Source organism: Acinetobacter sp. YH1901134 (assembly GCF_013416965.1).
In the GTDB taxonomy this organism is placed as follows: Bacteria; Pseudomonadota; Gammaproteobacteria; order Pseudomonadales; family Moraxellaceae; genus Acinetobacter; species Acinetobacter amyesii.
Window position 1 is genome coordinate 48,315 of record NZ_VPEW01000004.1, and the last position, 22,644, is coordinate 70,958.

The 22,644-nt window shown below is 39.6% G+C and carries 26 protein-coding genes; 14 read left to right on the forward strand and 12 right to left on the reverse strand.

Annotated elements, in window-relative coordinates:
- Window positions 1–171: 171 nt before the first annotated feature.
- From FTV50_RS04135 to FTV50_RS04155, 5 genes are read left to right on the forward strand one after another with little or no spacing between them, the layout of a single operon-like run.
- Window positions 172–846: a 2'-5' RNA ligase family protein gene (locus FTV50_RS04135; RefSeq protein ID WP_373683671.1), complete on the forward strand. Its 675-nt coding sequence runs from the start codon at window positions 172–174 to the stop codon at window positions 844–846.
- Entirely contained in the window at window positions 843–1,364 is a 522-nt protein-coding gene (cobU, locus tag FTV50_RS04140; protein ID WP_180023602.1) for a bifunctional adenosylcobinamide kinase/adenosylcobinamide-phosphate guanylyltransferase, read from the forward strand. Before FTV50_RS04135 ends, cobU begins: the two co-directional genes overlap by 4 nt.
- Window positions 1,361–2,413, forward strand: coding sequence for a nicotinate-nucleotide--dimethylbenzimidazole phosphoribosyltransferase (gene cobT, locus FTV50_RS04145; RefSeq protein ID WP_180023603.1), 1,053 nt, complete (start codon window positions 1,361–1,363; stop codon window positions 2,411–2,413). Before cobU ends, cobT begins: the two co-directional genes overlap by 4 nt.
- The gene (locus tag FTV50_RS04150; RefSeq protein WP_180023604.1) at window positions 2,414–3,037 is read left to right on the forward strand and encodes a histidine phosphatase family protein; all 624 of its coding nucleotides are present in this window, start codon (window positions 2,414–2,416) and stop codon (window positions 3,035–3,037) included.
- Window positions 3,034–3,780 carry an adenosylcobinamide-GDP ribazoletransferase gene (locus tag FTV50_RS04155; protein ID WP_180023605.1) on the forward strand — a complete coding sequence of 249 codons (747 nt, stop codon included), beginning with the start codon at window positions 3,034–3,036 and terminating at the stop codon, window positions 3,778–3,780. Before FTV50_RS04150 ends, FTV50_RS04155 begins: the two co-directional genes overlap by 4 nt.
- 64 nt (window positions 3,781–3,844) lie before the next feature.
- Here FTV50_RS04155 and FTV50_RS04160 read toward each other — a convergent pair whose 3' ends face one another.
- Window positions 3,845–4,555, reverse strand: a complete 711-nt coding sequence (locus FTV50_RS04160) for an LrgB family protein (protein ID WP_180023606.1) — start codon at window positions 4,553–4,555, stop codon at window positions 3,845–3,847.
- Window positions 4,552–5,004, reverse strand: a complete 453-nt coding sequence (locus FTV50_RS04165; RefSeq protein WP_180023607.1) for a CidA/LrgA family protein — start codon at window positions 5,002–5,004, stop codon at window positions 4,552–4,554. Before FTV50_RS04165 ends, FTV50_RS04160 begins: the two co-directional genes overlap by 4 nt.
- A 97-nt stretch (window positions 5,005–5,101) precedes the next feature.
- On the opposite strand from FTV50_RS04165, the gene FTV50_RS04170 reads away from it, so the two are divergent.
- A complete protein-coding gene (locus FTV50_RS04170) occupies window positions 5,102–6,001 on the forward strand; it encodes a LysR family transcriptional regulator (protein ID WP_180011413.1) in 900 nt (299 codons plus the stop codon).
- Window positions 6,002–6,151: 150 nt separating this feature from the next.
- Window positions 6,152–6,631, forward strand: a complete 480-nt coding sequence (locus tag FTV50_RS04175; RefSeq protein ID WP_078191046.1) for a helix-turn-helix domain-containing protein — start codon at window positions 6,152–6,154, stop codon at window positions 6,629–6,631.
- A gap of 82 nt (window positions 6,632–6,713) precedes the next feature.
- Here the strand turns inward: FTV50_RS04175 and FTV50_RS04180 are convergent, their stop codons facing one another.
- The 4 genes from FTV50_RS04180 to tusD are packed head-to-tail and all read right to left on the reverse strand — an operon-like array spanning window position 6,714 to window position 8,139.
- A complete protein-coding gene (locus FTV50_RS04180; protein ID WP_111884335.1) occupies window positions 6,714–7,025 on the reverse strand; it encodes a TusE/DsrC/DsvC family sulfur relay protein in 312 nt (103 codons plus the stop codon).
- A gap of 48 nt (window positions 7,026–7,073) precedes the next feature.
- A complete protein-coding gene (locus tag FTV50_RS04185) occupies window positions 7,074–7,361 on the reverse strand; it encodes a DsrH/TusB family sulfur metabolism protein (protein WP_078190986.1) in 288 nt (95 codons plus the stop codon).
- Window positions 7,362–7,374: 13 nt separating this feature from the next.
- A complete protein-coding gene (locus FTV50_RS04190; RefSeq protein WP_180023608.1) occupies window positions 7,375–7,725 on the reverse strand; it encodes a hypothetical protein in 351 nt (116 codons plus the stop codon).
- Between the two features lie 45 nt (window positions 7,726–7,770).
- Window positions 7,771–8,139, reverse strand: a complete 369-nt coding sequence (gene tusD, locus FTV50_RS04195) for a sulfurtransferase complex subunit TusD (protein WP_078190984.1) — start codon at window positions 8,137–8,139, stop codon at window positions 7,771–7,773.
- Between the two features lie 313 nt (window positions 8,140–8,452).
- Here tusD and FTV50_RS04200 point away from each other — a divergent pair, with 313 nt between their 5' ends.
- From FTV50_RS04200 to FTV50_RS04220, 5 genes are all read left to right on the forward strand, one after another.
- Complete coding sequence (locus FTV50_RS04200; RefSeq protein ID WP_180023609.1) at window positions 8,453–9,049, forward strand: phosphatase PAP2 family protein; 597 nt, start codon at window positions 8,453–8,455, stop codon at window positions 9,047–9,049.
- A gap of 514 nt (window positions 9,050–9,563) precedes the next feature.
- Window positions 9,564–10,571, forward strand: coding sequence for an SDR family NAD(P)-dependent oxidoreductase (locus FTV50_RS04205; RefSeq protein ID WP_180023610.1), 1,008 nt, complete (start codon window positions 9,564–9,566; stop codon window positions 10,569–10,571).
- A gap of 200 nt (window positions 10,572–10,771) precedes the next feature.
- The gene (gene fumC, locus FTV50_RS04210) at window positions 10,772–12,166 is read left to right on the forward strand and encodes a class II fumarate hydratase (protein ID WP_078193830.1); all 1,395 of its coding nucleotides are present in this window, start codon (window positions 10,772–10,774) and stop codon (window positions 12,164–12,166) included.
- Window positions 12,167–12,527: 361 nt separating this feature from the next.
- Window positions 12,528–13,019: a hypothetical protein gene (locus FTV50_RS04215; protein WP_180023611.1), complete on the forward strand. Its 492-nt coding sequence runs from the start codon at window positions 12,528–12,530 to the stop codon at window positions 13,017–13,019.
- A 205-nt stretch (window positions 13,020–13,224) separates the two neighbouring features.
- On the forward strand, window positions 13,225–13,827 hold the full coding sequence (locus tag FTV50_RS04220; RefSeq protein WP_180023612.1) for a nitroreductase family protein: 603 nt from the start codon (window positions 13,225–13,227) through the stop codon (window positions 13,825–13,827).
- 156 nt (window positions 13,828–13,983) lie between these two features.
- Here FTV50_RS04220 and FTV50_RS04225 read toward each other — a convergent pair whose 3' ends face one another.
- The gene (locus tag FTV50_RS04225) at window positions 13,984–15,771 is read right to left on the reverse strand and encodes an acyl-CoA dehydrogenase (RefSeq protein WP_180023613.1); all 1,788 of its coding nucleotides are present in this window, start codon (window positions 15,769–15,771) and stop codon (window positions 13,984–13,986) included.
- A 122-nt stretch (window positions 15,772–15,893) separates the two neighbouring features.
- Between FTV50_RS04225 and FTV50_RS04230 the strand changes: the two genes are divergently transcribed.
- Window positions 15,894–16,880, forward strand: coding sequence for a GlxA family transcriptional regulator (locus FTV50_RS04230; protein WP_180023614.1), 987 nt, complete (start codon window positions 15,894–15,896; stop codon window positions 16,878–16,880).
- A 7-nt stretch (window positions 16,881–16,887) separates the two neighbouring features.
- Here the strand turns inward: FTV50_RS04230 and FTV50_RS04235 are convergent, their stop codons facing one another.
- The 5 genes from FTV50_RS04235 to FTV50_RS04255 all read right to left on the reverse strand — a co-directional run bounded on the left by FTV50_RS04235 (window position 16,888) and on the right by FTV50_RS04255 (window position 21,307).
- A complete protein-coding gene (locus FTV50_RS04235; protein WP_373423555.1) occupies window positions 16,888–18,087 on the reverse strand; it encodes an MFS transporter in 1,200 nt (399 codons plus the stop codon).
- A complete protein-coding gene (locus tag FTV50_RS04240) occupies window positions 18,071–18,517 on the reverse strand; it encodes a MarR family winged helix-turn-helix transcriptional regulator (RefSeq protein WP_180023616.1) in 447 nt (148 codons plus the stop codon). Before FTV50_RS04240 ends, FTV50_RS04235 begins: the two co-directional genes overlap by 17 nt.
- A gap of 190 nt (window positions 18,518–18,707) precedes the next feature.
- Window positions 18,708–19,481 (reverse strand): DUF805 domain-containing protein, encoded by a 774-nt coding sequence (locus FTV50_RS04245; RefSeq protein WP_180023617.1) that lies wholly within the window; start codon window positions 19,479–19,481, stop codon window positions 18,708–18,710.
- A 139-nt stretch (window positions 19,482–19,620) separates the two neighbouring features.
- Window positions 19,621–20,175 (reverse strand): thermonuclease family protein, encoded by a 555-nt coding sequence (locus FTV50_RS04250; RefSeq protein ID WP_078193824.1) that lies wholly within the window; start codon window positions 20,173–20,175, stop codon window positions 19,621–19,623.
- A 214-nt stretch (window positions 20,176–20,389) separates the two neighbouring features.
- On the reverse strand, window positions 20,390–21,307 hold the full coding sequence (locus tag FTV50_RS04255; RefSeq protein WP_180023618.1) for a LysR family transcriptional regulator: 918 nt from the start codon (window positions 21,305–21,307) through the stop codon (window positions 20,390–20,392).
- Window positions 21,308–21,400: 93 nt separating this feature from the next.
- Between FTV50_RS04255 and FTV50_RS04260 the strand changes: the two genes are divergently transcribed.
- Entirely contained in the window at window positions 21,401–22,642 is a 1,242-nt protein-coding gene (locus FTV50_RS04260) for an acyl-CoA dehydrogenase family protein (RefSeq protein WP_180003722.1), read from the forward strand.
- Window positions 22,643–22,644: the final 2 nt, after the last annotated feature.

Below are 22,644 nucleotides of genomic sequence, written 5' to 3' on the forward strand. Positions count from 1 at the left end.
CGCAATGTATATTGAATCAAAATGCTGAGTATGACTCGGCATTTTTTTCTTACACAGAAGCTTTAGATGAAGGAATTTCAGCTTTAAATGAATATTACTAAATCAAAATTGGGCAAAGTCTGTTTTGATTCATGCTTTAATAAAGCAGATTAAATTTAAAGTGATTTATTTGTGTTTTTAAAACCCTCAATGCAAGTCGTACCGACGCTCAATCAGGATTATCCCGATTGGCATCAAGGTCGTCAGCACTATGCTTTGTGGTATCTAGAAATACAGAATCCTGAATTATTGGCATATCTCACAGCACTTCGAGTGCAGTTTTCAGATCTTTTATACACACCGAATACGCGCCAATTTCATATCACCGTGTTTATTTGTGGCTTTATTGAAGAGTTAAATAAAACCCAATTAATCGATCATTCTGAACAACGATGGAATGATAATTTCTCAGCAGATGAATTGGCACTGCACCAACAACAACTTCGACAGTTATCGCTATCTAATATTCGGTTACGTACAGGTCAGATCAATAGCTTTCAAAGCGCGTTGTTCATTGAAATTGTGGATTTAGAGCGTAAGTTAGAGCATCTACGTCAAGCTTTTAATTTAAGTTCGAATGAAATTGCACCAATCGAATATTGTCCGCATATCACATTGGGCTTGTATAAACAGGCATGGAATAGCGATGATATTTTTGAAAGAATCCAACAAATTGAACAGCACAGCTTTGATTTTGAAAGCGAGCAACTGACTTTTGGTCATTATCAGGCTCAAGTACTACAAGGGATATTAAGTCCTTATTATCAACATCAGTTTAGACAAAATATAGAGATGGCACAGTCATGATTCATTTCATTTTGGGTGGGGCACGTTCAGGTAAGAGCCGACTTGCAGAACAAAAAGCCAAAGAAAGTGCTCAAGCCGTCATCTATGTGGCTACAGCACAAGCCTATGATGAGGAAATGCAGGAGCGAATTCAGCATCATCAAGCCGACCGCCCAGAGCATTGGAGGCTGATTGAAGAGCCTTTGTATTTAGCCGACCGCTTATTTGAAATAGACCAAGCGCATCAAACCATTCTTATCGATTGTTTAACGCTGTGGATGAGTAATTTATTGCTGCATGAACAAGCAGACTTTCAACAGCAACAATGCCAAAAATTACTTACGGTGCTACCGACATTAAAGTCAGACATTATTTTAGTCAGTAACGAAACTGGACTGGGCGTTGTTCCTATGGGACAAATCAGTCGAAAATTCGTCGATGAATCTGGGCGCTTACATCAACAAATTGGTCAAATTGCTGGCCATGTGGTGTTTTGTGTTGCAGGTTTTCCAATGATCTTAAAAGGAGATAAAGCATGAACTGGTGGCAAGAACCCTGTCAAAATCCGAGTATCGAAGCTAAGCAACAGGCGGTAAAACACCAGTTACAGCTAACTAAACCTACGGGCTCACTTTCAGAACTTGAAAATGTAGCGGTGCAACTTGCATCATTACAAAACACAGATCAGCCCAATATCGATTTCCCATGGATCACCATCTTTGCAGGTGATCATGGCGTGATGGAAGAAAATATTTCGGCCTATCCTCAAGCTGTCACACGCCAAATGCTACAAAACTTCACGACCGGTGGTGCATGTATTAGTGTCATTGCACGTGAGTATCAAGCCAAACTACAAGTGATTGACTGTGGTTCGGTAGGTGAAGCCTATGAATATGCAGGGGTAGAGCGCTACTGTATTGCAGCGGGTACAGCAAATTTTGCTAAAACTGTTGCGATGAGCGAATCACAATGTATTGAAGCGATGAATCTCGGCCGTAAAAGTGTTGAAGATGCTATCTCTGCAGGTGCATCAATTTATGTCGCAGGGGAAATGGGCATTGGCAATACCTGTTCTGCTTCTGCTGTTGCATGTTTTTTATTTAATGAGCCGGCCGAAAAATTGACAGGTGTTGGTACAGGTATTCGTGCTGAACAATTGGCACATAAGAAACAAGTGATTGATCAGGCCTTGGCTTTACATCACGACTATGTCGGACAAGATGTCTTTAAAGCCCTATGTGCCGTAGGTGGTTTGGAAATTGCCGCGATGGTTGGAGCGTACATTCGCTGTGCGCAATTGGGTCTGGCAATGGTGGTGGATGGATTTATTAGTACGGTTTCTGCCTTGGTCGCTGTTCGTTTAAATCCTGCTGTACGTGAATGGATGCTTTTTGGTCATCAATCGGCTGAATATGGGCACCAACGTTTACTTCAAGCCCTTGAAGCTGATCCACTCTTAAAGTTGAATTTACGTTTAGGTGAAGGCAGCGGTGCCGGTGCGGCCTTGGGTTTAATTCGTTTGGCATGTCGTTTACATAACAACATGGCGACTTTTGCACAAGCTGCTGTGATTGGTGAAAAAGTTTAAATGGAACATTTCCGTTTAGATATATTGCGTCATGGTGAGACTGAACTGAGCCATACCTTACGTGGCTCTACAGATGATGCTTTGACGCAAAAAGGTTGGCAGCAGATGCAGCAGACCATAGATGATGTATTGAACGTCATACATACACACGGTTTAGCGAGCTGGGATGTCATCATCACTTCTGACTTACAGCGCTGCCGTTTATTTGCTTTAGATTTGTCTCAACAACTTAAATGTCCAATGTTTGAAAATGCGAAGTTTCAAGAAATGCATTTTGGCGACTGGGAAGCGGTATCAACCAAGCATATCTATGAAAACACCCCAGAGTTACTCGCACAGTTTTGGCAAAGTCCCAGTACATTTACGCCACCGAATGCAGAAAGTCTTCAGCAATTTCAACATCGGATATTAAGCGGTCTAGATGAGCTAGTTTTGCAGGCTCAACAGCATCATTGGCACCGCGTTTTATTGGTTTCCCATGGTGGCGTGATTAAATTATTGAAATGTATGGCACAGCATAGTCACTTAGATAATTTATTAAAAATGACTGGCGAATTGGGACAATTAAATTCATTCATTGTGCAAAATCGTGCAAATATTCGTCTTTTGGAGCAAAGTGAATGACACCTTTTTGGATTGCTCTACAGTTTCTCACGACGTTTCCGATTCACCTTAAAGCGATGCCATCGAAACAGCAAAATGGACAATCTTTACTGTTTTATCCAGCGGTGGGATTGTTGATCGGTTGCATTCTTGCCTTGCTTGCTTTTACATTGCATAGTCTGCCGATCGTCTTACTCACTAGTATTTTGCTTGTAGTCTGGATTTGGCTCACAGGTGGATTACATCTAGATGGTTTAGCCGATACGGCAGATGCATGGGTCGGTGGCTTTGGTGATGCCGAGCGTACACTTAACATCATGAAAGACCCTGCATGTGGGCCGATCGGTGTTTTGAGCCTCGTCATGATTTGCTTACTCAAATGGTCGGCACTTTATGTTTTGCTACAACAGCAAATGTATTTGGCATTAATTGTATTTCCAGTCTTGGGTCGTTTAGCCCCTTTATTTTTGTTTTTAACAACTCAGTATGTTCGCGAAAAAGGCTTAGGCTCATCGATAGCAGAAACTATTCCACGTAAGTCGGCATATATGGTCTTTATACTCTGCCTAAGTACATGTTTGTATTTTAGCTGGCTTGGAGTGGTCAGTATTCTTACATTTATTTGTACTTTATTGTATTTACGATGGAAATTTATTCAGCGTATAGGTGGTGTGACTGGAGATACAATTGGTGCTGCGATTGAAATCACAGAGGTGTCGAGTCTTTTAGCGTTTGTCATAGCACTACATTATTTAGCTGCATAGTTTTACAGATGAAACAGTTTAAATCATCATTTAAAAAGCCCAGCTAATGCACTGGGCTTTTCTTTTATCCCAATAGATAAATAATCAAATGAATAAGTGATGGCCCAAGCAATACCATAAAGACCCCAGCAAGTACCATGCTCAAGCAGGCTGCAACACCTTCTTCTTTATGACGTGATAATGCTTTACTTGTACCAAATCCGTGTGCAGCATTGCCAAGAGCCGCACCTTGTGCAAAGCGTGAATGCAATTTAAGCCCAGCCAAAACTAGGTCAGCCATAGCCACGCCGGCAATCCCAGTAATCATGGTAAATAGAATCACCAATTCTACTGAACCTCCAATATTCGAGGTAAGTTCCATGGCAAAGGGCGTAGAAATGGAACGTGCCATTAAGCTATAAGACGTTTCTTGGTCAAACTGAAACAACTGTGCCAAATAAAAAGCACTAATAATCCCAGCTAACATGCCAATCACGATGCCTAAACTAATGCTCAGCGCATGCTGACGGATAATTTGTCGATATTCATAGATGGGAATAGCAAAAGCCACAGTGGCAGGGCCGAGCATCCATACAATCCATTGGCTTTCTTGCATATAGGTGTCATATGAAATATGAAAGCAAAGCATGAGTATAATCAGCACAAACGGGACGAATAGTGCAGGGGAAAGAACCATATACGGTAACTTACGATGTAGCTTTTTCGCCAAAATATAACCGATTAGGGTCAGGACGAAAAATAATACAGAGATGCTGTTCAACCCAAAATCGTTCATAAGGTTTTTCCTGCTGTGTTGACATCATGATCTGTCGCAGTTTGGTGTTTAGCTTTAAGTTTTGCCTCGAGTTTAAAGCCCCAATAAACCGTAAATGCTGTAAACACCATGACACAGACAGTACCCAGTACCACGGCTAAAATTAACTGCCAGCCAGAGCTGAGTAATAAATCTTGATATTTAATTAATCCAACTACACAGGGGATAAAGAATAGAACCAGTTCAGCCAAAATAAATTCTGAGCCTTGTTTGACCCACTGCATTTTAAATAAACCACTCAACAATGCGGCTAAAAGGAGCAATAAACCAATCACGCCAGCAGAGATCGGCAAGTTAAACCAAGATTGAATGCAAGAGCCAATCCACCAGATCAATATCAATAAACTTAGCTGCGCTAAAGTTTTAAGAAACTGGGTAAATTTGGAAGTAGATTGTGGAAACGTATCCATGAGACAACAGCAGAATAGGAGATGACGCTATTTTAAAAGTGCATACCCTGTATAATTATGAATAATTAATTATTAATTATGCTTAAATGGAATAATAATGGACATTAAAAGCTTAAAAGTCTTTGTGACCATCGTGCAAAAACAGAGTTTCAGTCATGCAGCTGAAGCGCTTTTTGTCACTCAGCCGACCATTAGCAAATTAATTCGTCAGTTAGAAGACGAGATCGGCGTGCCTTTATTTCATAAAGGAGAAGCAGGTCGAAAAAGGGAAGCACAGCTCACCTATATGGGAGAGCAGATTTATCAGCATGCTTTAGTGATTTTGAATGAACAACAACGGATGCTTGATACTGTCACCCAAGTTCGCGCCTTAAAACAAGGTAAATTGACTCTAGGTTTACCGCCATTGGCATCGGTATTGTTCAGTCAGTTAATTGCGCTGTTTCATAAAAAATACCCCAATATTGAACTGAGCTTTTTTGAGGTAGGGGCGACGGGTATTGAAAATGCCATTTTAAAAAAACAGGTCGATGTCGGGATCATTTTGGGTCACTTGAAACCGGTGTTGAGCGGTATTCCAGTGATGGAGTCACCTTTGTGTCTATTGTCCAAAAAAAACTCACAGTGGCGTAAGCGAAAAACCGTTTCGTTAATTGAATTAAAAGAAGAATCTTTTTTATTGTATGACGATACTTTCACACTCAATGACATCATTATACAGGCGGCAAATTACGTCGGATTTGAGCCCAATGTAGTGTGTAAAAGTAGCCAGTGGGACTTCATCGCCAAAATGGTAGATTCAAATGTCGGGATTGCACTCCTGCCTAAAATTTATTGTGAACAACTTGATGCGGCAAAATACCATATGGCTGAATTAGAAAATCCAAACCTAGACTGGAAACTCAGTATGGCCTGGAATACCACTGTTGCCATGAGTCCCGCAACGCGTGCATGGCTAGAAATAATTGAGGACAATAAAGACAAAATACATTTTTAGTTCATTTACAGATCAAGCAGATAAAATGAATGCGTTGAAACGATGGTGGATTTTACGATTTGTACATCAAAGATTATTGAAAAGGATTTTGCAAAATCAACAGGCATGAATTAAATTGGGTGTCGGTCGTTATTTTTGATGGTTCATAAAATGAAATGGGATGATATAGGTCAACAACCGTGTTCAATCGCTCGTGCACTTTCAGTGCTAGGGGATCGTTGGACCATGTTGATTATCCGTAATGCATTTATGGGCATTCGACGTTTTGATGACTTTCAACAAAATCTCGGTGTGACGCGTCATGTGTTATCTGACCGATTAAAGCGTTTGGTTGAAGAAGGTATTTTAACCAAAGTTGCTTATGTCGAGCGTCAGGAACGTTTTGAATATCGACTGACTCAAAAAGGCTTAGACTTGTATCCAATCCTTTTAGCTATGACCCATTGGGCCGATCAATATATGGATCAGGGCTTAGGATCACCTGTTGAATATGTCCATCAGGCATGTGGGCAAAAATTTAAACCGGTTTTGGTGTGCTCATGTTGTGCTGAACCGATCCAAGCCAAACAGGTCAAACCGATATTTACCCAAGCCTATTACATCGCTCTCAACCAATTAAAACCTGCCTAAGCTGTTTTATGGCTTTCTTCAAGATGCTGATTTGCATCTATTTAGCCAAAATAGCCTAAGCGGTATTTAGATTGCTTTAAAATTACAAACAATTTGCAGGCTTAGGGATTCCCGCTAAACGACTTAAATGCCGAGCGACCAAACCCGTGTTAAATTTGTCTTGTAACACCGCATTATTAATATCAGCGCTCACCGTTTTCATTAAAAATTTAATGAGTGGGCGAGTTGCCGGTGAGTGACCAAACTGTTGATAAAACTGTCGTACAGCTTGTAAAACTTCAAAATGCCAAGGGCTTAACTCAAGCTCTAAACTTTTAGCCAGTTCTTGGGCAACAGCTTCATTCCAAATAGTGTAATCCACCAAATGGCCATCTTGGTCTAATTCAAGATTCATATTCATTCCAAAAGAGAAGATTGTAGAAATGGATCGCTTTTACTCAAATTATTTGAGTGAAATACATCTTTTAAATCTAAGGCATAGATCAGCAAAAGCGGCATAGTCGATTACTTTCATATGACTATAATTCATACTCTTACCTAAAATCTCAGCATCATTTTCAAGTACATAACATGTGCCAAATTGCTGAATTTGTTCATCTGCAATATGTAAGACTGCTTCACCCATCAAGATAATTGCATCTTCAGGATTGATTAAACTGGCTAACTGCTGGATGTGCTGTAGGGTATTGGCATAGCTGGCTTGGACTAAATACAGCGTAGAATTTGACATCATCATTCCTCTTTTACCAATACAACACATGATCAAATTGTTGAATTAATTCAGTATTGAATTGAACAAACTCTAGTTCTTGTTCACTGTTGATCACAAATGGATGCTGTGAATTTTTTTGTTCAATATAAATCGGGGTGAGATCATAAAATTCAAAGCTATCAACCATGTTGGATGCGAGTTTAAATGCATGCTTGAGCTGACTAAACTCTTGTTCTGCTTGAAGTAAGCTCAGCGCAGCATCTTTGAGCAACACTTTTACGTCACAATCGAAGGTTGCAAGCACCATGGTCGCAGAAAGACTTTCATGTACTTGTAAGCTTGCAAGATTTGCATGGGTTAAAACAACCAGTACAGATTTCATGTAATTTTCCTTTTCAATGCTACAAATGCGCGGCAATCAAAATACTTAGAATTGCAATAAACGGTCAGCAGCTTGTACGGCATCAGCAAGTTCGCCTAGGCCTACAAGTTCAAATTGCTCAGCTAGATTATGTTGCTGAATATTGTGACGCTGTGCATTTTCCTGATCTGTGATCCCACGTGCGAGCGCTGCACTTACGCAAACAGGTAAACGAATGCCGAGTTTTTGCCATTCACTGCTGAGTTTGCGTTGATCATCTGGCACCCATTGCAGAGCATTTGCCACATTTACACCATCTTGATAGAAAAAAACCCGAAAGTTTTCGCCTTTTTGCTTCAACGCTTGTGCAAGACCTAAAGCATGCCAAGCCAATATCGAAGTAGGTGAGGAGGTAATTAGTAATAAAGTACTCATCGAAATTCACTAAATGAATAAACGGTCTAGATCGACAGTTTGTTCTGAGTTCAGAAGAAAAAGCTAGTATACAATGATTTACTCAATGATCTGAATATTTGCAAAGTTTTGCTTATTTAGGCAGCGAAGTCATTGCCAATTTTTCTTCAAATATAGCTATAGGTATACCTTGGGTTTATTTTGGATTCAGCCTCGAGCCATCACTTTTTCATAAATAAACTGTGCGGTTACATACTGAAAAATCTTTATATGAATAAAACGCAATTTTTGATTTTACAGAGTGTTATGATCTTTTCATTTTTTAAACCATCTCATGAATATAGAGAAATTTAATTTAAGTTTATTTAATTCAATCAATGCATCGGACAATGCTTTAGATTTCACTATTTCTTTTGCCATATTTATAGCCAATGATCTATTTTATATCGTGATTCTTTTGATGTTTTTGGTTTGGTTTAAAGGCAGTTTTGACACTAAAAAACAAATCGTTAAAGCCACTGTTTTTACAATTGTCGCATTTCTAATCAGCCAAGTGATTTCAAGTTTCTTTTACTATCCTAGACCATTTGTCTTGGATGTTGGACGCACGATTATAGAACATTCACCGAATGGATCATTCCCGAGTGATCACATGCTGTTTTTTAGTACGATTGCATTTTCTTATATTTTTTCAAAGCAAAAAGCTGTCGGCTATGTATTTCTAGCTTTCGCTTTTCTTGTGGCGTGGTCGAGAGTCTATTTAGGTGTGCATTATCCAATGGATATGGCGGGAGCGCTGATCATTGCGGTTTTGCTGAATTTTGTTGGACTGTCTTTATGGCGAAAATATGGGTCTTATTTGGTGAGCATGATCTTAAAAGTTTACGAGTTTCTATTCTCAGCCATGATTAAAAAAGGCTATATCCGCTAAATTAAGTTTGCTAGATATTTGCGATTTCAAACTTTTGCTGCTGCTATAGTTACATTGCCAACATCCTGCCAGATGAATATTTCTGATAATTCATCTGGCGTTCACATCCTGCTTCTCCACCTCAAAAATAGTCAGACTGCTCAATTCAATTTGCTCATTCGATAAGATCATCTCTAATATTTTGTTGCTGTGTAATATGTTTGCCGTGCGACTATTTTTAAATATCTTCTTCTAAACGCGTTCACTCAAATGCCACGAATAATTGTGATGTCTTCAAATTGGATCGCTAGCGAGGTCATTTGTCGTAAATCAAATACAGTTAATATCCATAACTGCAACACAGTCAAAATTCTAAAGCAGTAAGATAAAACAAGAATGCTCTTGCAGATTGTTCGGCTCATGAAAAATGCTGAGGCGAAGTTTCAAAATTTAGATCTGTAGATAAGTTGGTGACGACACCAAGATGATGCCAAAGATTTGTAAAAGCTTGATAACTATAAGGAGTATCTAAACAATGATTTTAGTGACTGGTGGTTTAGGCTTTATAGGCTCACATATAGCCTTGAGTTTAATGGCTCAAGGTCAAGAAGTCATTATTGTGGATAATTTATCCAATGCAAATTTACAAACACTTGAACGACTAGAATTTATTTCAGGCATGTATGTGCCTTTTGTCAAACTCGATATTCGCAATACTCCCGCACTCAATAAAGTATTTGAACAATATACCGTCGATGCTGTCATTCATACGGCAGGCTTTAAGTCATTGGAAGAATCCGTCCTTAAACCACTTGAATATTATAATGATAATGTCAGTTGTATCATGAGTTTGCTGCGTGCTATGCAGCGAACAGGTGTACGAACACTGATCCATTTATCAAGTTTAGCGGTATATGGACAGTCGTCGGCAGAATTAACAGAAGACACAGAAATCAATTTTACCTATCCAAATCCCTATGTGAAATCTCAACAAATGGTGGAAGAAATTATACGGGATACGGCACGTACTGATAATGAGTGGAAAATTGCGATTTTGCGTTTAGGAAACGTCGCAGGTGCTTTCGAGCATGCAGTTTTAGGTGAGTTTGTAGCGCCATTGCCAAAAAATATCGTACCACTAGCGATGCAAGTCGGGGCTTTACAACGAGACTTTATTGAACTTCGCAAACAAGCCAAAACTGAAGATGGTACTGTGGAAAGGAGTTTCTTGCATGTACTCGACTGCTGTAAGGCGGTGTGGCAATGTTTGCAATGGTTGTCGCAGCAACAATTTACTTGCGAGGCCTTTAATATTTCAGGTGAATTGGTTTCGATACAGCAACTGTTGGATACGCTTTCAGAAGTGACACAGGCGGAGATTAAGACGGTCGAATCTAGTTTTTACCCAAGCCATGAATATGACCAGCTTGGGGCAAGTACACAGAAAGCGAAAAGTACTTTTGATTGGCAGCCTGAACAAGATTTAAAGAAAATGCTAGAAGATGAATGGCGTTTCTATCAACAAACATTAAGAGGTAATTAACTCGTCTTGTTTTCGGTAAATTTAATCGTCGTGCATGATTTTTCTTTATAAAATCACGATAAAGATTATCAAATAAACCACTTGTAATTGATAATGGTTATTATTTACAAGTCTAAGCAAGTTACCTAAACTGTATTTATCAGCAAAATTTGATTCTGCACAGACGTTCAAGTTTTATAGATAAGGATATGAGGTCATTTATGCAAACACGTATTGAACATGACACAATGGGCGATGTTGAAGTACCTAGCGATGCGATGTGGGGTGCACAAACACAGCGTAGTTTGCAAAACTTTAAAATTGGTGGTGAACGTTTACCACGTCCAATGATTCGTGCAATGGGTCTCGTGAAAAAATCAGCTGCGATCACCAACGCAGCATTGGGTCAAATCCCTCAGGAACTTTCTGGTTATATCGTCAATGCAGCCGAAGAAGTGATCTCAGGGCAGTGGGATGCACAATTTCCACTGGTAGTTTGGCAAACGGGTTCAGGTACGCAAAGTAACATGAACTGTAATGAGGTAATTGCCAATATTGCCAATCAAAAACTGGGTAATCCGTTGGGCTCACAAAAACCTGTCCATCCCAATGATCATGTCAATCGTGCTCAATCGACCAACGATTCATTCCCAACCGCAATTCATGTGGCTGCAAGTCTACAAATCAATGAGCTTTTAATTCCTGCAGTAACGAAACTGCGTAATACTTTAGAAGCAAAATCTAACGATTTTAAAGATATTGTTAAAATTGGCCGTACACATTTACAGGATGCAACGCCTTTAACATTAGGCCAAGAGTTTAGCGGCTATGTTTCACAGCTAGATCATGGTTTGAAGCGTTTAAATCAAGCTTTAGAAGGACTGTATGAATTACCACTAGGTGGTACAGCGGTCGGTACAGGTCTGAATGCACATCCTGAATATGCTGTAAAAGCAGCAGCAGAACTTGCGAAACAAACGGGTCTGCCATTCGTCACTGCGCCAAATAAATTTGAAGCACTTGCAGGACGTGATGCTGCTGTATTTGCATCAGGAGCATTAAAAACACTTGCTGTAAGTTTAAATAAAATCGCCAATGATGTGCGCTGGTTAGCCAGTGGCCCACGCTGTGGTTTTGGTGAGCTACGCATTCCAGAAAATGAGCCAGGCTCAAGCATCATGCCAGGTAAGGTCAATCCAACTCAAAGTGAAGCCATGACAATGGTGGTTGCTCAAGTACTTGGAAATGACACAACTATTAATGTTGCGGGGGCATCGGGTAACTTTGAATTAAACGTGTTTATGCCTGTTATTGCCTTTAACTTATTGCAATCTATTCAACTCCTCGGTGATGCATGTAATAGCTTTAATGACCACTGTGCAGTAGGCATTGAGCCAAACCGTGAAAAAATCGACCATTTCTTACATGATTCATTAATGTTAGTTACGGCGCTCAACCCTGTAATTGGTTATGAAAATGCTGCAAAAGTTGCTAAAACTGCATATAAAGAAGGTAAAACTCTAAAGCAAGTTGCGGTAGAACTCGGTTTAGTCACTGCAGAGCAATTTGATGAAGTGGTTCGTCCTGAGCAAATGGTTTCACCCAATACCAAATAAATTGGTTTGAGATCATTCATCTAGAGTGTTTGAAAATAAAAAGAGGGGCTGATTCATATTCAGCCTCTCTTTTTATTGGATATATGATTGAATTATTTTTCAGCTGGATCCTACCTAATACAGATTCTTTGGATTCATATTCATCTTGAAATGTATGTATAGAAACCAGACGATTTATTAAAAATAGGGGAACGAACAAAATGAAGAAAGGCCTGATGATTAAGCGAGCAATTCATTGGATTGGGCTTTGAATTCATTGGCACACTTGTTAAAATGCCTTTCTTTTTCTGTTTTCGTTGCTATTTGACATTTGTTTGAATAAATATTTGCAAGACAGTGTTTTATTTAAGGATTTCCCCTAATGCTCACCATCTATTTGACAGATGTCCAAAAGAACGTTCAATTTAAAGACTATCCGGGCGAGCATCCTGTTAAATTTGTTTTGAATTTTAAAAAGATTTTCCCAAGTGTTATGGAGCTTTTGCTACCAGTTTTGCCTGAAAATGAAAATCTAGAAGAAATGAGCTGGGAATCGACAACGACAGATTTTGAAAAATTTAAATTACTACTCAGTGGTTGGGGCGTAATTGAACTACGTTTGAATGCTATTGCCCAATATAAAGACCGTGCTTATGCAGATAACTTGGTAAAAAAAGCACAGCAAAAGCGCAAAGAATATAAAAAAGCACAGTCAAAATTACAAACTGTTGAACTGGATTATCTATTCATGCACGAAGTTCATGGTTTGATTGATGCAGAGTTGGTCGAGCTAGGTGAAAAATTCTATCTACCGATTTTACGTGAGCTTTGGAAAAACAAAGTGTCAGCGAATGTGCTAGAAGCAAAATTCTAAACTTCATAAGGTTTTAGTCGAAAAATCCTCCGCTTAGGAGGATTTTTTATATGTACAGCAGAACTTCAGATTTACTTCGACAAGTGACTGTTTCATAGTGACCCATCAAGCAAGAGAAGCATTCCAACATTTGGAAAGTCGCGATACTTATCATTCCAAATGTTTCTGACTCATCTGCACATTATATTCTAAAGGATCATTTTATATGTCAAATCAGTTTATTGACCTGATAAGCAAACGTCGCACTATTTATGCTATTGGGGACAATGTAAGCCTAAGCACAGAATATTTAACTGATTTGATCCAAACAGCGATTAAACAAAGCCCGTCTTCATTTAATTCACAATCTTCTCGTGCTGTTATTTTATTTAATGGTGAAAGCGAAAAATTTTGGGGTTTAGTCGCTGACAAATTAAAATCTTATGCAAAAGATGAAGAAAGTGCTGCGAAGACGATCGCGAAAATGGCAAGTTTTGCAGCAGGTTTAGGTACGGTTTTGTTCTTTGAAGATTTAGATGTGGTCAGTGGTCTACAAGCACAGTTTCCATCTTATGCAGAAAACTTTCCAATTTGGGCAGAACACTCAACTGCCATTGCCCAATTTGCGACTTGGACTGCGTTACACACCGAAGGTTTAGGCGCATCACTACAGCATTACAACCCAATTGTGGATGAACAAGTGCATGCTGAATGGGACATTCCTGCGCATTGGAAACTTCGTGCTCAATTGGTTTTTGGTTCAGTGGAAGGTGAAGCGAAAGAAAAAGGTTATATGGATGATGCAGCTCGTTTTAAAGTCTTTCAATAATTGCAACGTATAGCACTCAATTTTGATAAAAAAGGAACGAAAAATAAGTTCCTCTTTTTATAGCAGTTTTTATTGGAATAGATAGGGTTGGACAAGATTTTCATCCGTGAAAACCTTGTCCAGATTAGCCCATTGAGGACTGAGCTAAACGGGTGACTAGAACCAACTTTCTTGCATGTTGAGGCAAGTATCATCAAGTTCTAGCAATAACTTGGCTTGGTGCTCTATTTCAGGTAATTCCCAGCGGATAAAATATTGCGCGGCTTGTAATTTACCGGCTAAGAATTGTTGATCTTCAGCTAAATCTGAATGTTCAAATTTCACAAGAGCTTGATTAGCCATTTCAAGCCATAGCCATGAAATGATGACTTTGCCCATCATGTCTAGATACAAGGCAGAATTACCCAGTACCTGATCGACACGACCTTGTGCGAGGACTTGTCCCAAACTTTGTGTGGTTTTCTTCACCGTGTTTAAATGCCCTGAAAAAATCGCTGCAAGCGCTTCCGTTTTTGGATGTTGAGCTTGATCAATCGTATTTTGCATACGTTGTAATAACAGCATCAAACCTCTGCTGTTGTGCTGCCAAAGCTTACGACCCAACAAATCCAAAGATTGAATCCCAAATGTACCTTCATGGATCGGATTTAAGCGATTGTCGCGATAGCATTGTTCAAGTGGATATTCACGGGTATAGCCCGCACCACCTAAAACTTGGATGGCTAAATCATTGGCTTTTGGTCCATAGGCAGAAGGGAATGATTTGACGACAGGGATAATTAAATCTAATAACAGCGCACTGTCTTCATTGTTAGCGGCTTGATGTTCATCAATTAATCGTGCAGCAAATAGGCATAATGCGAGTGCGCCTTCCACATAGGATTTTTGTGCCAAAAGCATCCGTTTAACATCTGTATGTTGAATAATATTGACAGGTTTTGAGGCAGGATTTTTATCTGATACTAAGCGACCTTGTGGACGGTTTTTGGCATATTCGAGTGACTCTAAATAGCCACGGTATCCAATCATGGCTGCACCTAAGCCGACACCGACTCGTGCTTCATTCATCATCTTAAACATATATTTAAGACCAGCACCTGCTTCACCAATCAGATAGCCTGTACATTGGTCTTTTTCACCAAAGCTCAGTACTGTCGATGTTGTACCTCTGTAGCCCATTTTATGTAATAAGCCAGTCAGTTGAACGTCATTGGCGCCTGCAAGTGAACCATCGCTCAGGGTTTTAAACTTCGGAACAATAAACAGAGATATACCTTTTACGCCCTGAGGTGCATCTTGGATGCGAGCAAGGACCAAATGCACGATATTTTCAGTGATGTCTTGGTCACCCCCTGAAATAAACATCTTTTGGCCTTTGATGAGGTAGGTACCATCGGCTTGCGGTATAGCTTTTGTGGTCAAATCACCTAAAGATGAACCCACATCAGGTTCAGTCATAGCCATCGTTCCTGCAAAGCGACCACTGAACATATGCGGTACAAACCTATCTTTTTGTTCAGTCGTACCGAAAGCTTGAATCACATTTGCAGCCGCAGCGGTTAGAAATGAATAAGCCACTGATGAAGGATTTGCTGACATGAAATAAGCATTTGCAGCCATGTTGATCAAAGTCGGAAGTTGCATACCGCCTGCATCATAATCATGCTGCGCACAAAGCAAGCCGGCATCTGCAAATTGCTTCCATGCCGTTTTGACTTCAGCAATGGTTTTAACCTGTTGACCATCAAACGTAGGTTCGTTTTGATCGGCTGTTGCGTTATGGGGTGCAAAAAAGTCTTGAGCAATACCTTGTGCAGTTTCTAGGATGCTTTTGAAGGTTTCAGCATCATGCTCAGCAAAACGTGGGTAATGCGTTAAGTCTTGCGCTTTAAACACGTCAAATAGCAAAAAATTTAAATCTTTGTCATTGATTAACTGCGCCATTGATCAATCTCTAATCGGGTCGAATTTTATGGCTTAAGCCTAGCAGTTGATTTTTAGATATAGAATTGTCAATAATGACACTTAATAAGTCAAAAATGACATTTTGATAATTTGAAATTTAAATGAAGAAAATCATAATTTTAGCATTTGATGGTGCTTTGGCTTCTGCGATAACAGGGGTTGTTGATCTATTTGCAATGGCGGGAGTCAGTTGGAACCGGATTCAAAAACAAAATGTGCAGCGGCTATTTCAGGTCAAAATTTCCTCACAACATGGTCAAGCAGTGCAATGTATCAATGGCATCAAGCTTTATGCAGATTTAGCATTTTCTGAAATAACAGATGCAGATATCATCATTGTTCCAACGATAGGCGCGCCGATCTTAGATGTTTTAGCGCAAAATTCAGCACTAATCGAGTTATTAAAAACTCGGCAATTGCAGAGCGGACTGATCGCAGGAAATTGTACGGGTAATTTTTTTCTGGCAGAAGCAGGGCTTTTAGATGGTAAGCAGGCAACGACGCATTGGGGCTTTCAGCAAATGTTTCGTGAACGCTATCCTTTGGTGAAACTGAATGCAGATCAGCTGATTAGCCATGATCAAAATATCTATTGTGCAGGCGGCGGCTTAGCATGGTTTGATTTGGGACTACACCTAATAGAACGTTTTTATGGTTTTGAAACGGCAATCCATACGGCAAAATCATTTGTATTGGATTATCGTCGTGATAGTCAGTTGTCTTATTCATTATTGAAAATATCTAAACCGCATCAGGATGGTTTGGTGCAAAAAGTTCAAGATTGGTTAGAACAGCATTATTATGAAAATATTGTCTTAGATGAACTTGCAGCGCAGTTTAATGTGACAACGAGGACATTGATTCGACATTTTAAAGCGGCTTTGGATATTCCTCCCAATCAATACTTACAATCGATACGGATTGAAGCTGCACGAAAGCGTTTAGAAGAAACGGGACATGCTTTAGATCTGATTATGCGAGATGTTGGCTATAGTGACCCAAGCTCATTTCGACGGTTATTTCAGAAAAAAACTGGGCTGAGCCCCTTAGAATATCGTCGACGTTTCAGCCGACGATTTGATGTTTAAATACAGTTTAAGCGGTTCGAACGGCATAACGACCATGTAAAATGTAGTAGGCACCCATACATGCAAAGGCAGCAAATGCGCTATACAAATACAATTGTGAGTAACCAATATGGTCGAGCAATTTACCGATAAAGTATGGTCCAAAGCCTAAGCCTGCATCCAAAAAGATAAAGAAAGTCGAAGTGGCAAAGCCCATACGTTCAAGCGGTGCACTTTTCACGGCAACTGTTTGGCAGACCGACTGAATATTGCCATAACCGAGTCCAAGTAAGCCGGCACAAAGTAAAAGCATCCATGAACTCTGAGTGATGCTGAGCAGTACCAATGCTACGCCCATAATCACAAAAGCAGGGTAGATCACAATATTTTCACCTTTACGATCCATCAAAGGGCCAGTAAATGGGCGAGAAATTAAAATCGCAATGGCATACATCAAAAAGAAAAACGAGGCTGTTTCAACCAAATCGATTTCTTTGGCATAAAAGTTAATGAAAGACAAAACGCCTGAATAGCAGATTGAAGCGAAAAGCATGATGAATGATATCGGTAATGCTTTAGGCTCTACAAATTGAGCAATCCAACTTGGTTTTTTGACGGCTTCAACAGTATCGAGGGGTTTATTGATTTTGGGTAAATCGGGCACTTGAATCAGTAAGGCAACCAATAGGCAGCTCAATGCGATAATCGTAGAAACGATAAAAATCGCGTGATAACCAATGTGTAACATCATCCAAATTGCAAGAAATGGCCCAATAGCCGTACCTAACGTACTACTCATGCTGTAGTAGCCAATGCCTTCACCGCGACGTGTCGCTGGTAAGATTTGGGCAATTAAGGTACCCAGCACTGTTGATGCCATACCCATCATAAAGCCATGCATAAAGCGTATGAAGAGCAACATGCCGACGCCAGACTGAATGAAGTAAAAACCAGAAAAAATTAAAAAGCCAATTAAACCAACGATCAGTGTCGTTTTACGTCCAAAGCGTTCTAGGAACTTGCCTACCAATAAACGCCCGACCAATGTGCCGACAATGAACAAGCCTGAAACTAAACCTGCTTGGGCTGTAGTCGCACCCAATTCAGCCACCGCATAGCCCACGATCACCACAACCAAGAGATAAAAGGTTAAAACCAATTGGAAGTTAATGGCGCTGACTAAAATAAAATTTCGAGTCCAAAGTGGTGCGTTATCTTGCATGATCATCACCTACAGTGTTTTGTTCAAGTTCTTGCATGACACGGTGTAAAATTTGAATGGAGTGTTGGATATCTTGGCTTGCTAATGGCGCGATCAGGCGCTGCTCAAAGGCATCTATGTCTTTTGCACATTGCTGAAATAACTCACGTCCAGTCTCGCTGAGCATCATTTTCTTTTGACGTTTATCGTTAGTTTGTACATGACTCAAAATATCCATCTGCGCAAGAATTTTGACACGCTTAGTGATGGATGGCTTGGATACGTTTAAATATTCAGCCATTTCAATAGATGTACAAGCGGTTTTTTCACGGATGACAAACATGACTTGCCAAAGCGAATAGTTCAATTGATAGGGCAATAAAATCGTGTTGGTTTCATCACTTATGAGACGCGCACAGCGCAGAAGTGAAGAGCGGAAACCTAATGAGGTATTCATGATAGTTAACTAGGGTAACTAAATTATCGCAACTGTACGCCTAATTTATTTTCAATTCAAGTGAACAACTCAAAGCATAAAAAACAGGTATAAAAAAACCTGCGCGCACACAGGTTTTCTTGTATAACATTTCATTTAAAGCTTATCGTTCAATGCATATCGTTGAATTGATAACTTAAACAATGCGAGTTTATTCTACAGAAGCTTCTGCAGCAGCAATTGCAGCATCTTCTGCTGAGCTGTCTGCATTTTCTGAAATTTCTACACTTTCACCATCTGCATAAGCAAGTTCTTCACCTTCTGATTCAGCTTGCTCTAAATAAGCCGCAAGTTGTTCATCCGTTAATTCAGGTTCACCTTCAGACATCATCGCTTGTTCTTGTAATTGCGCTTGTTCTAAATTGTTCATCATACTTTGCATATTGAACATCAATGGGATCATGACCAATAAATAAACAATCATCAGGATTAGATACAATGACCCAATAACTTTCTCTGTTTGTTCCGTTGGACGTTTTATGCCATATTTATTTTCACCTTCGGTGCCTTTTGCAGCCATCACATAAATGCTAAAGATGGTTCCGACCAGTGGGATGAGAAAAATTAAACAGAGCCAACCGCTTTTATTTAGATCATGTAAACGACGAATCGTAATGCAGATCATTGCGACAAACATTGCAATAATGGAAGCGACAATGAGAGCGATCGCACTGAGTCCTAAAAATGAATTAAAAAGTGCTTCAATACTACGTTCTGCTGAATTGAAAAATGCAAAAAGACCTAGCGCGACGCTGATGCCCAATAGGCAGGTATAAATCATACTAATGATAAATAGCCACGCTAAATAAGACAGGCGGCCAAAACGTCCCTCAGGAGACAGGGGATGATCGGCTTTTTGAATTTGAGGCTGAATATTTTGATCTTGTTGAAACGGATTCAATTCGCTTGAAGTAAGTTCAGTCATTATTATTCCAATTTTAATTATCTAATGTATTTTCTATGCCCAAAAGGGCAGCATTATTGTATAGCGAAGTAAAAAAAGGTCAAATATTAGACATGGCTAAGTCATCAAATATTCCTTAGCCATGCTGTAATGTGGTCTGTTATTTATGTAATTTACGATACTCTTTAGGGCGCATTGGACGACTGGCTTTCCACAAACCTTTCTTTTGTTTACGTGCTTTACTTTGTAAATTCATCATATAGTGCAAATGCTTTTGGTCACGGATGTATTCTTCGTACACCCACGCAGCACCACGTTTTACCATTTCTTCATTCATGCATTTACGATAGCGATAAATAACCCCAACGCAGCGGCCATAACGGTCTACATCAGTTATTTTTACGCGGACAAATTTCTTATAAACCATGGATTTGATCAGGCGGGCTGACTCTTTACCGTAGGCTTGTGTCGATTCTGGCGCATCCACATAAGCAAAGCGAAGTTTGGTTTTAGAACGTCTTAGATTCATCCGATAGCAGGTGAGGGTATCGCCATCACTAATATCGGATACACGGCAGAGGTAAGATTTTCCTTTCTTAAAAGGTTGAAAAAAATCCTTTAAGAATATAGTGACTTTATAGAGAACATAGACTGTGATCAGGCACAGTACTGCACCTAAAGCCATGAGCCAATTCGCGGAGAGATTTGAAAGCATACACAATGATATGAACGAGTCATATCGCATAAAAACAGGAGTTTAGATTTTATAAGAACTCATGATTTATGGCTGTCGAATAAACCGACGGTCAGTTAAAAATACCCTAAATAATCAGTATTTGATCTATAAATATACAGCAAGTTTCATCACGCGAAATTCAATCTACATCCATGTAAATAGCCTAAGCAAAGTGATATTTCATTAAAATAGCCTAAGCAAATATTTTAGAAATTTCGCTTCGCAAAAAAACATGCCGCGAATTTAATTCCAAATCATTATGCCAATACATCCCTAGTTTAATTTTAGGCAAGTTTACAGGTACATCAAAAATATTCAGTTCGGGAGCAACCTGTAAATGCGTCAAAATATTTTGTGGAATCGTCAATATCGCCTTGGGTTGCTGTGCCAAAATTTGTAGCGCAGTAGAGTAATGCTGACAGCGTAAAAAAATCTCTCTAGAGTGTTTTTTACGATTTAAATAAATATCTTCAACTAATACACCTGCACGTCGGGAAGAAACCCCAATATGAGGAGCAGATAGGTAAATATGTTCATCCATCTTAGGATGTTGACTACAAACCACGAATTGGTCCTCAACTAAGGTTTGAAAATTTATTTTTTCACCAAAGTTTTGCTCAAGGTCAATCGCAAAATCGATTTGCTGTGCAGCTAGATCAGCCACAATGGTTTTACGATCTAATTTAATACTGGAAAATTGGATCTGAAACTGCTGCTGTTGAAAGTGTTCAACTAACTTGGGAAAAATGATCGGCTCAATTTCATCATGTACCGCGATTTTTAAGCTCTGTACCATTGAAGGAGTAAATTGTTGTTTTTGGATAGAAATACTTTGAATCGCAATAAGCGCATTTTTAATTACAGGATAAATCTGCTCGGCAAATGGCGTCGGAAGCATTTTTGCTCCAGCACGTACAAATAAGTCATCTTGTAAATGTTGTCTTAACCGTTGAAGTGCATGACTCGCTGCAGACTGAGTAATACACAAAATTTTTGCAGCTTTTGAAATGCTTTTTTGTTCATAAATCGCGATATAAAGTGGATATAAATTGATATCCATACGGTGAAACACACCCATATCGATGACGGTGTTTTTATGAATACTATTCATGTTCATCTATTGAATTAAATCATTTTGTTCATATTAGATTTCAGGTTATGGTGTTGTAAAGCGTAAAGAACATAATATTTAAAGGATGTTGTCATGTTTGAACTTTCAGCACGTGCACAAGATTATATTGAAAGAACAAAAAAATTTATTAAAGATGAAATTGAGCCTGTAGAAACTGAGTTTTGGGCAGAAGTTCATGAGTTGAACCAAGGTGGTGATTGGACCAAATGGCAATGGCCAGCACAGTTAGAGGTTTTAAAGGATAAAGCCAAAGCTGCAGGCTTATGGAATATGTTCTTACCTTGTCCTGAACTTGGGCAAGGCTTATCTGTACAAGAATATGCACACATCGCAGAACTTTCAGGTCGTAGTTTACTTGCACCCACGGTATTCAATTGCAATGCACCAGACAGCGGCAATATGGAAGTGATTTGGCGTTATGGTACCGAAGAACAAAAGCAGCAATGGTTAACACCATTACTAGACGGCAAAATCCGTTCGGTATTTTGTATGACAGAACCTGCTGTTGCTTCAAGTGATGCCACAAATATGGAAGCTACGGCTGTCGTTGAAGGCGACGAAATTGTATTGAATGGCCGTAAGTGGTGGTCTTCAGGTTTAGGTGATCCTAATGCCAAAATCATTATTTTTATGGCGCATACACCAGATGAAAGCAAAGACCGTCATCATCAGCATTCTATGGTTTTAGTACCTGTTGAAACTGCTGGAGTCAAAATCGAACGTATGTTACCTGTGTTTGGCGACTATGATGCGCCACATGGACATGGTGAAATTAGTTTCACAAATGTTCGTGTTCCTGTTGCAAACTTCATTGGCGGCGCTGGTCAAGGTTTTGAAATTGCACAAGGTCGTTTAGGCCCAGGCCGTATTCATCATTGTATGCGTTGTATTGGTGCTGCCGAAAAATCGCTAGAACTGATGATTGACCGCGGTATGAGCCGTACTGCTTTTGGTAAAGAAATTTTAAAACTCGGTGGCAATTTAGAACGCGTAGCAGAAGCACGTGTTGCGATTGATCAGGCACGTTTACTGACCCTTTATGCAGCATATAAAATGGATACTCTAGGGAATATGGCTGCATTAACCGAGATTTCTGCAATTAAAGTAGTTGCGCCGAGTGTCTTAGAAAAAGTTGTCGATATGGCGATTCAAATTCACGGTGGTGCTGGGGTTTCTCGAGATACACCGCTCACAGGTTTCTTTGCGCAAGCACGTTCACTACGTCTAGCTGATGGCCCTGATGAAGTGCATAAAGGTATGATTGCTAAATTAGAATTGGCAAAGCGCGGTTATAGCAGCCGCCGTAAAAAATAAAC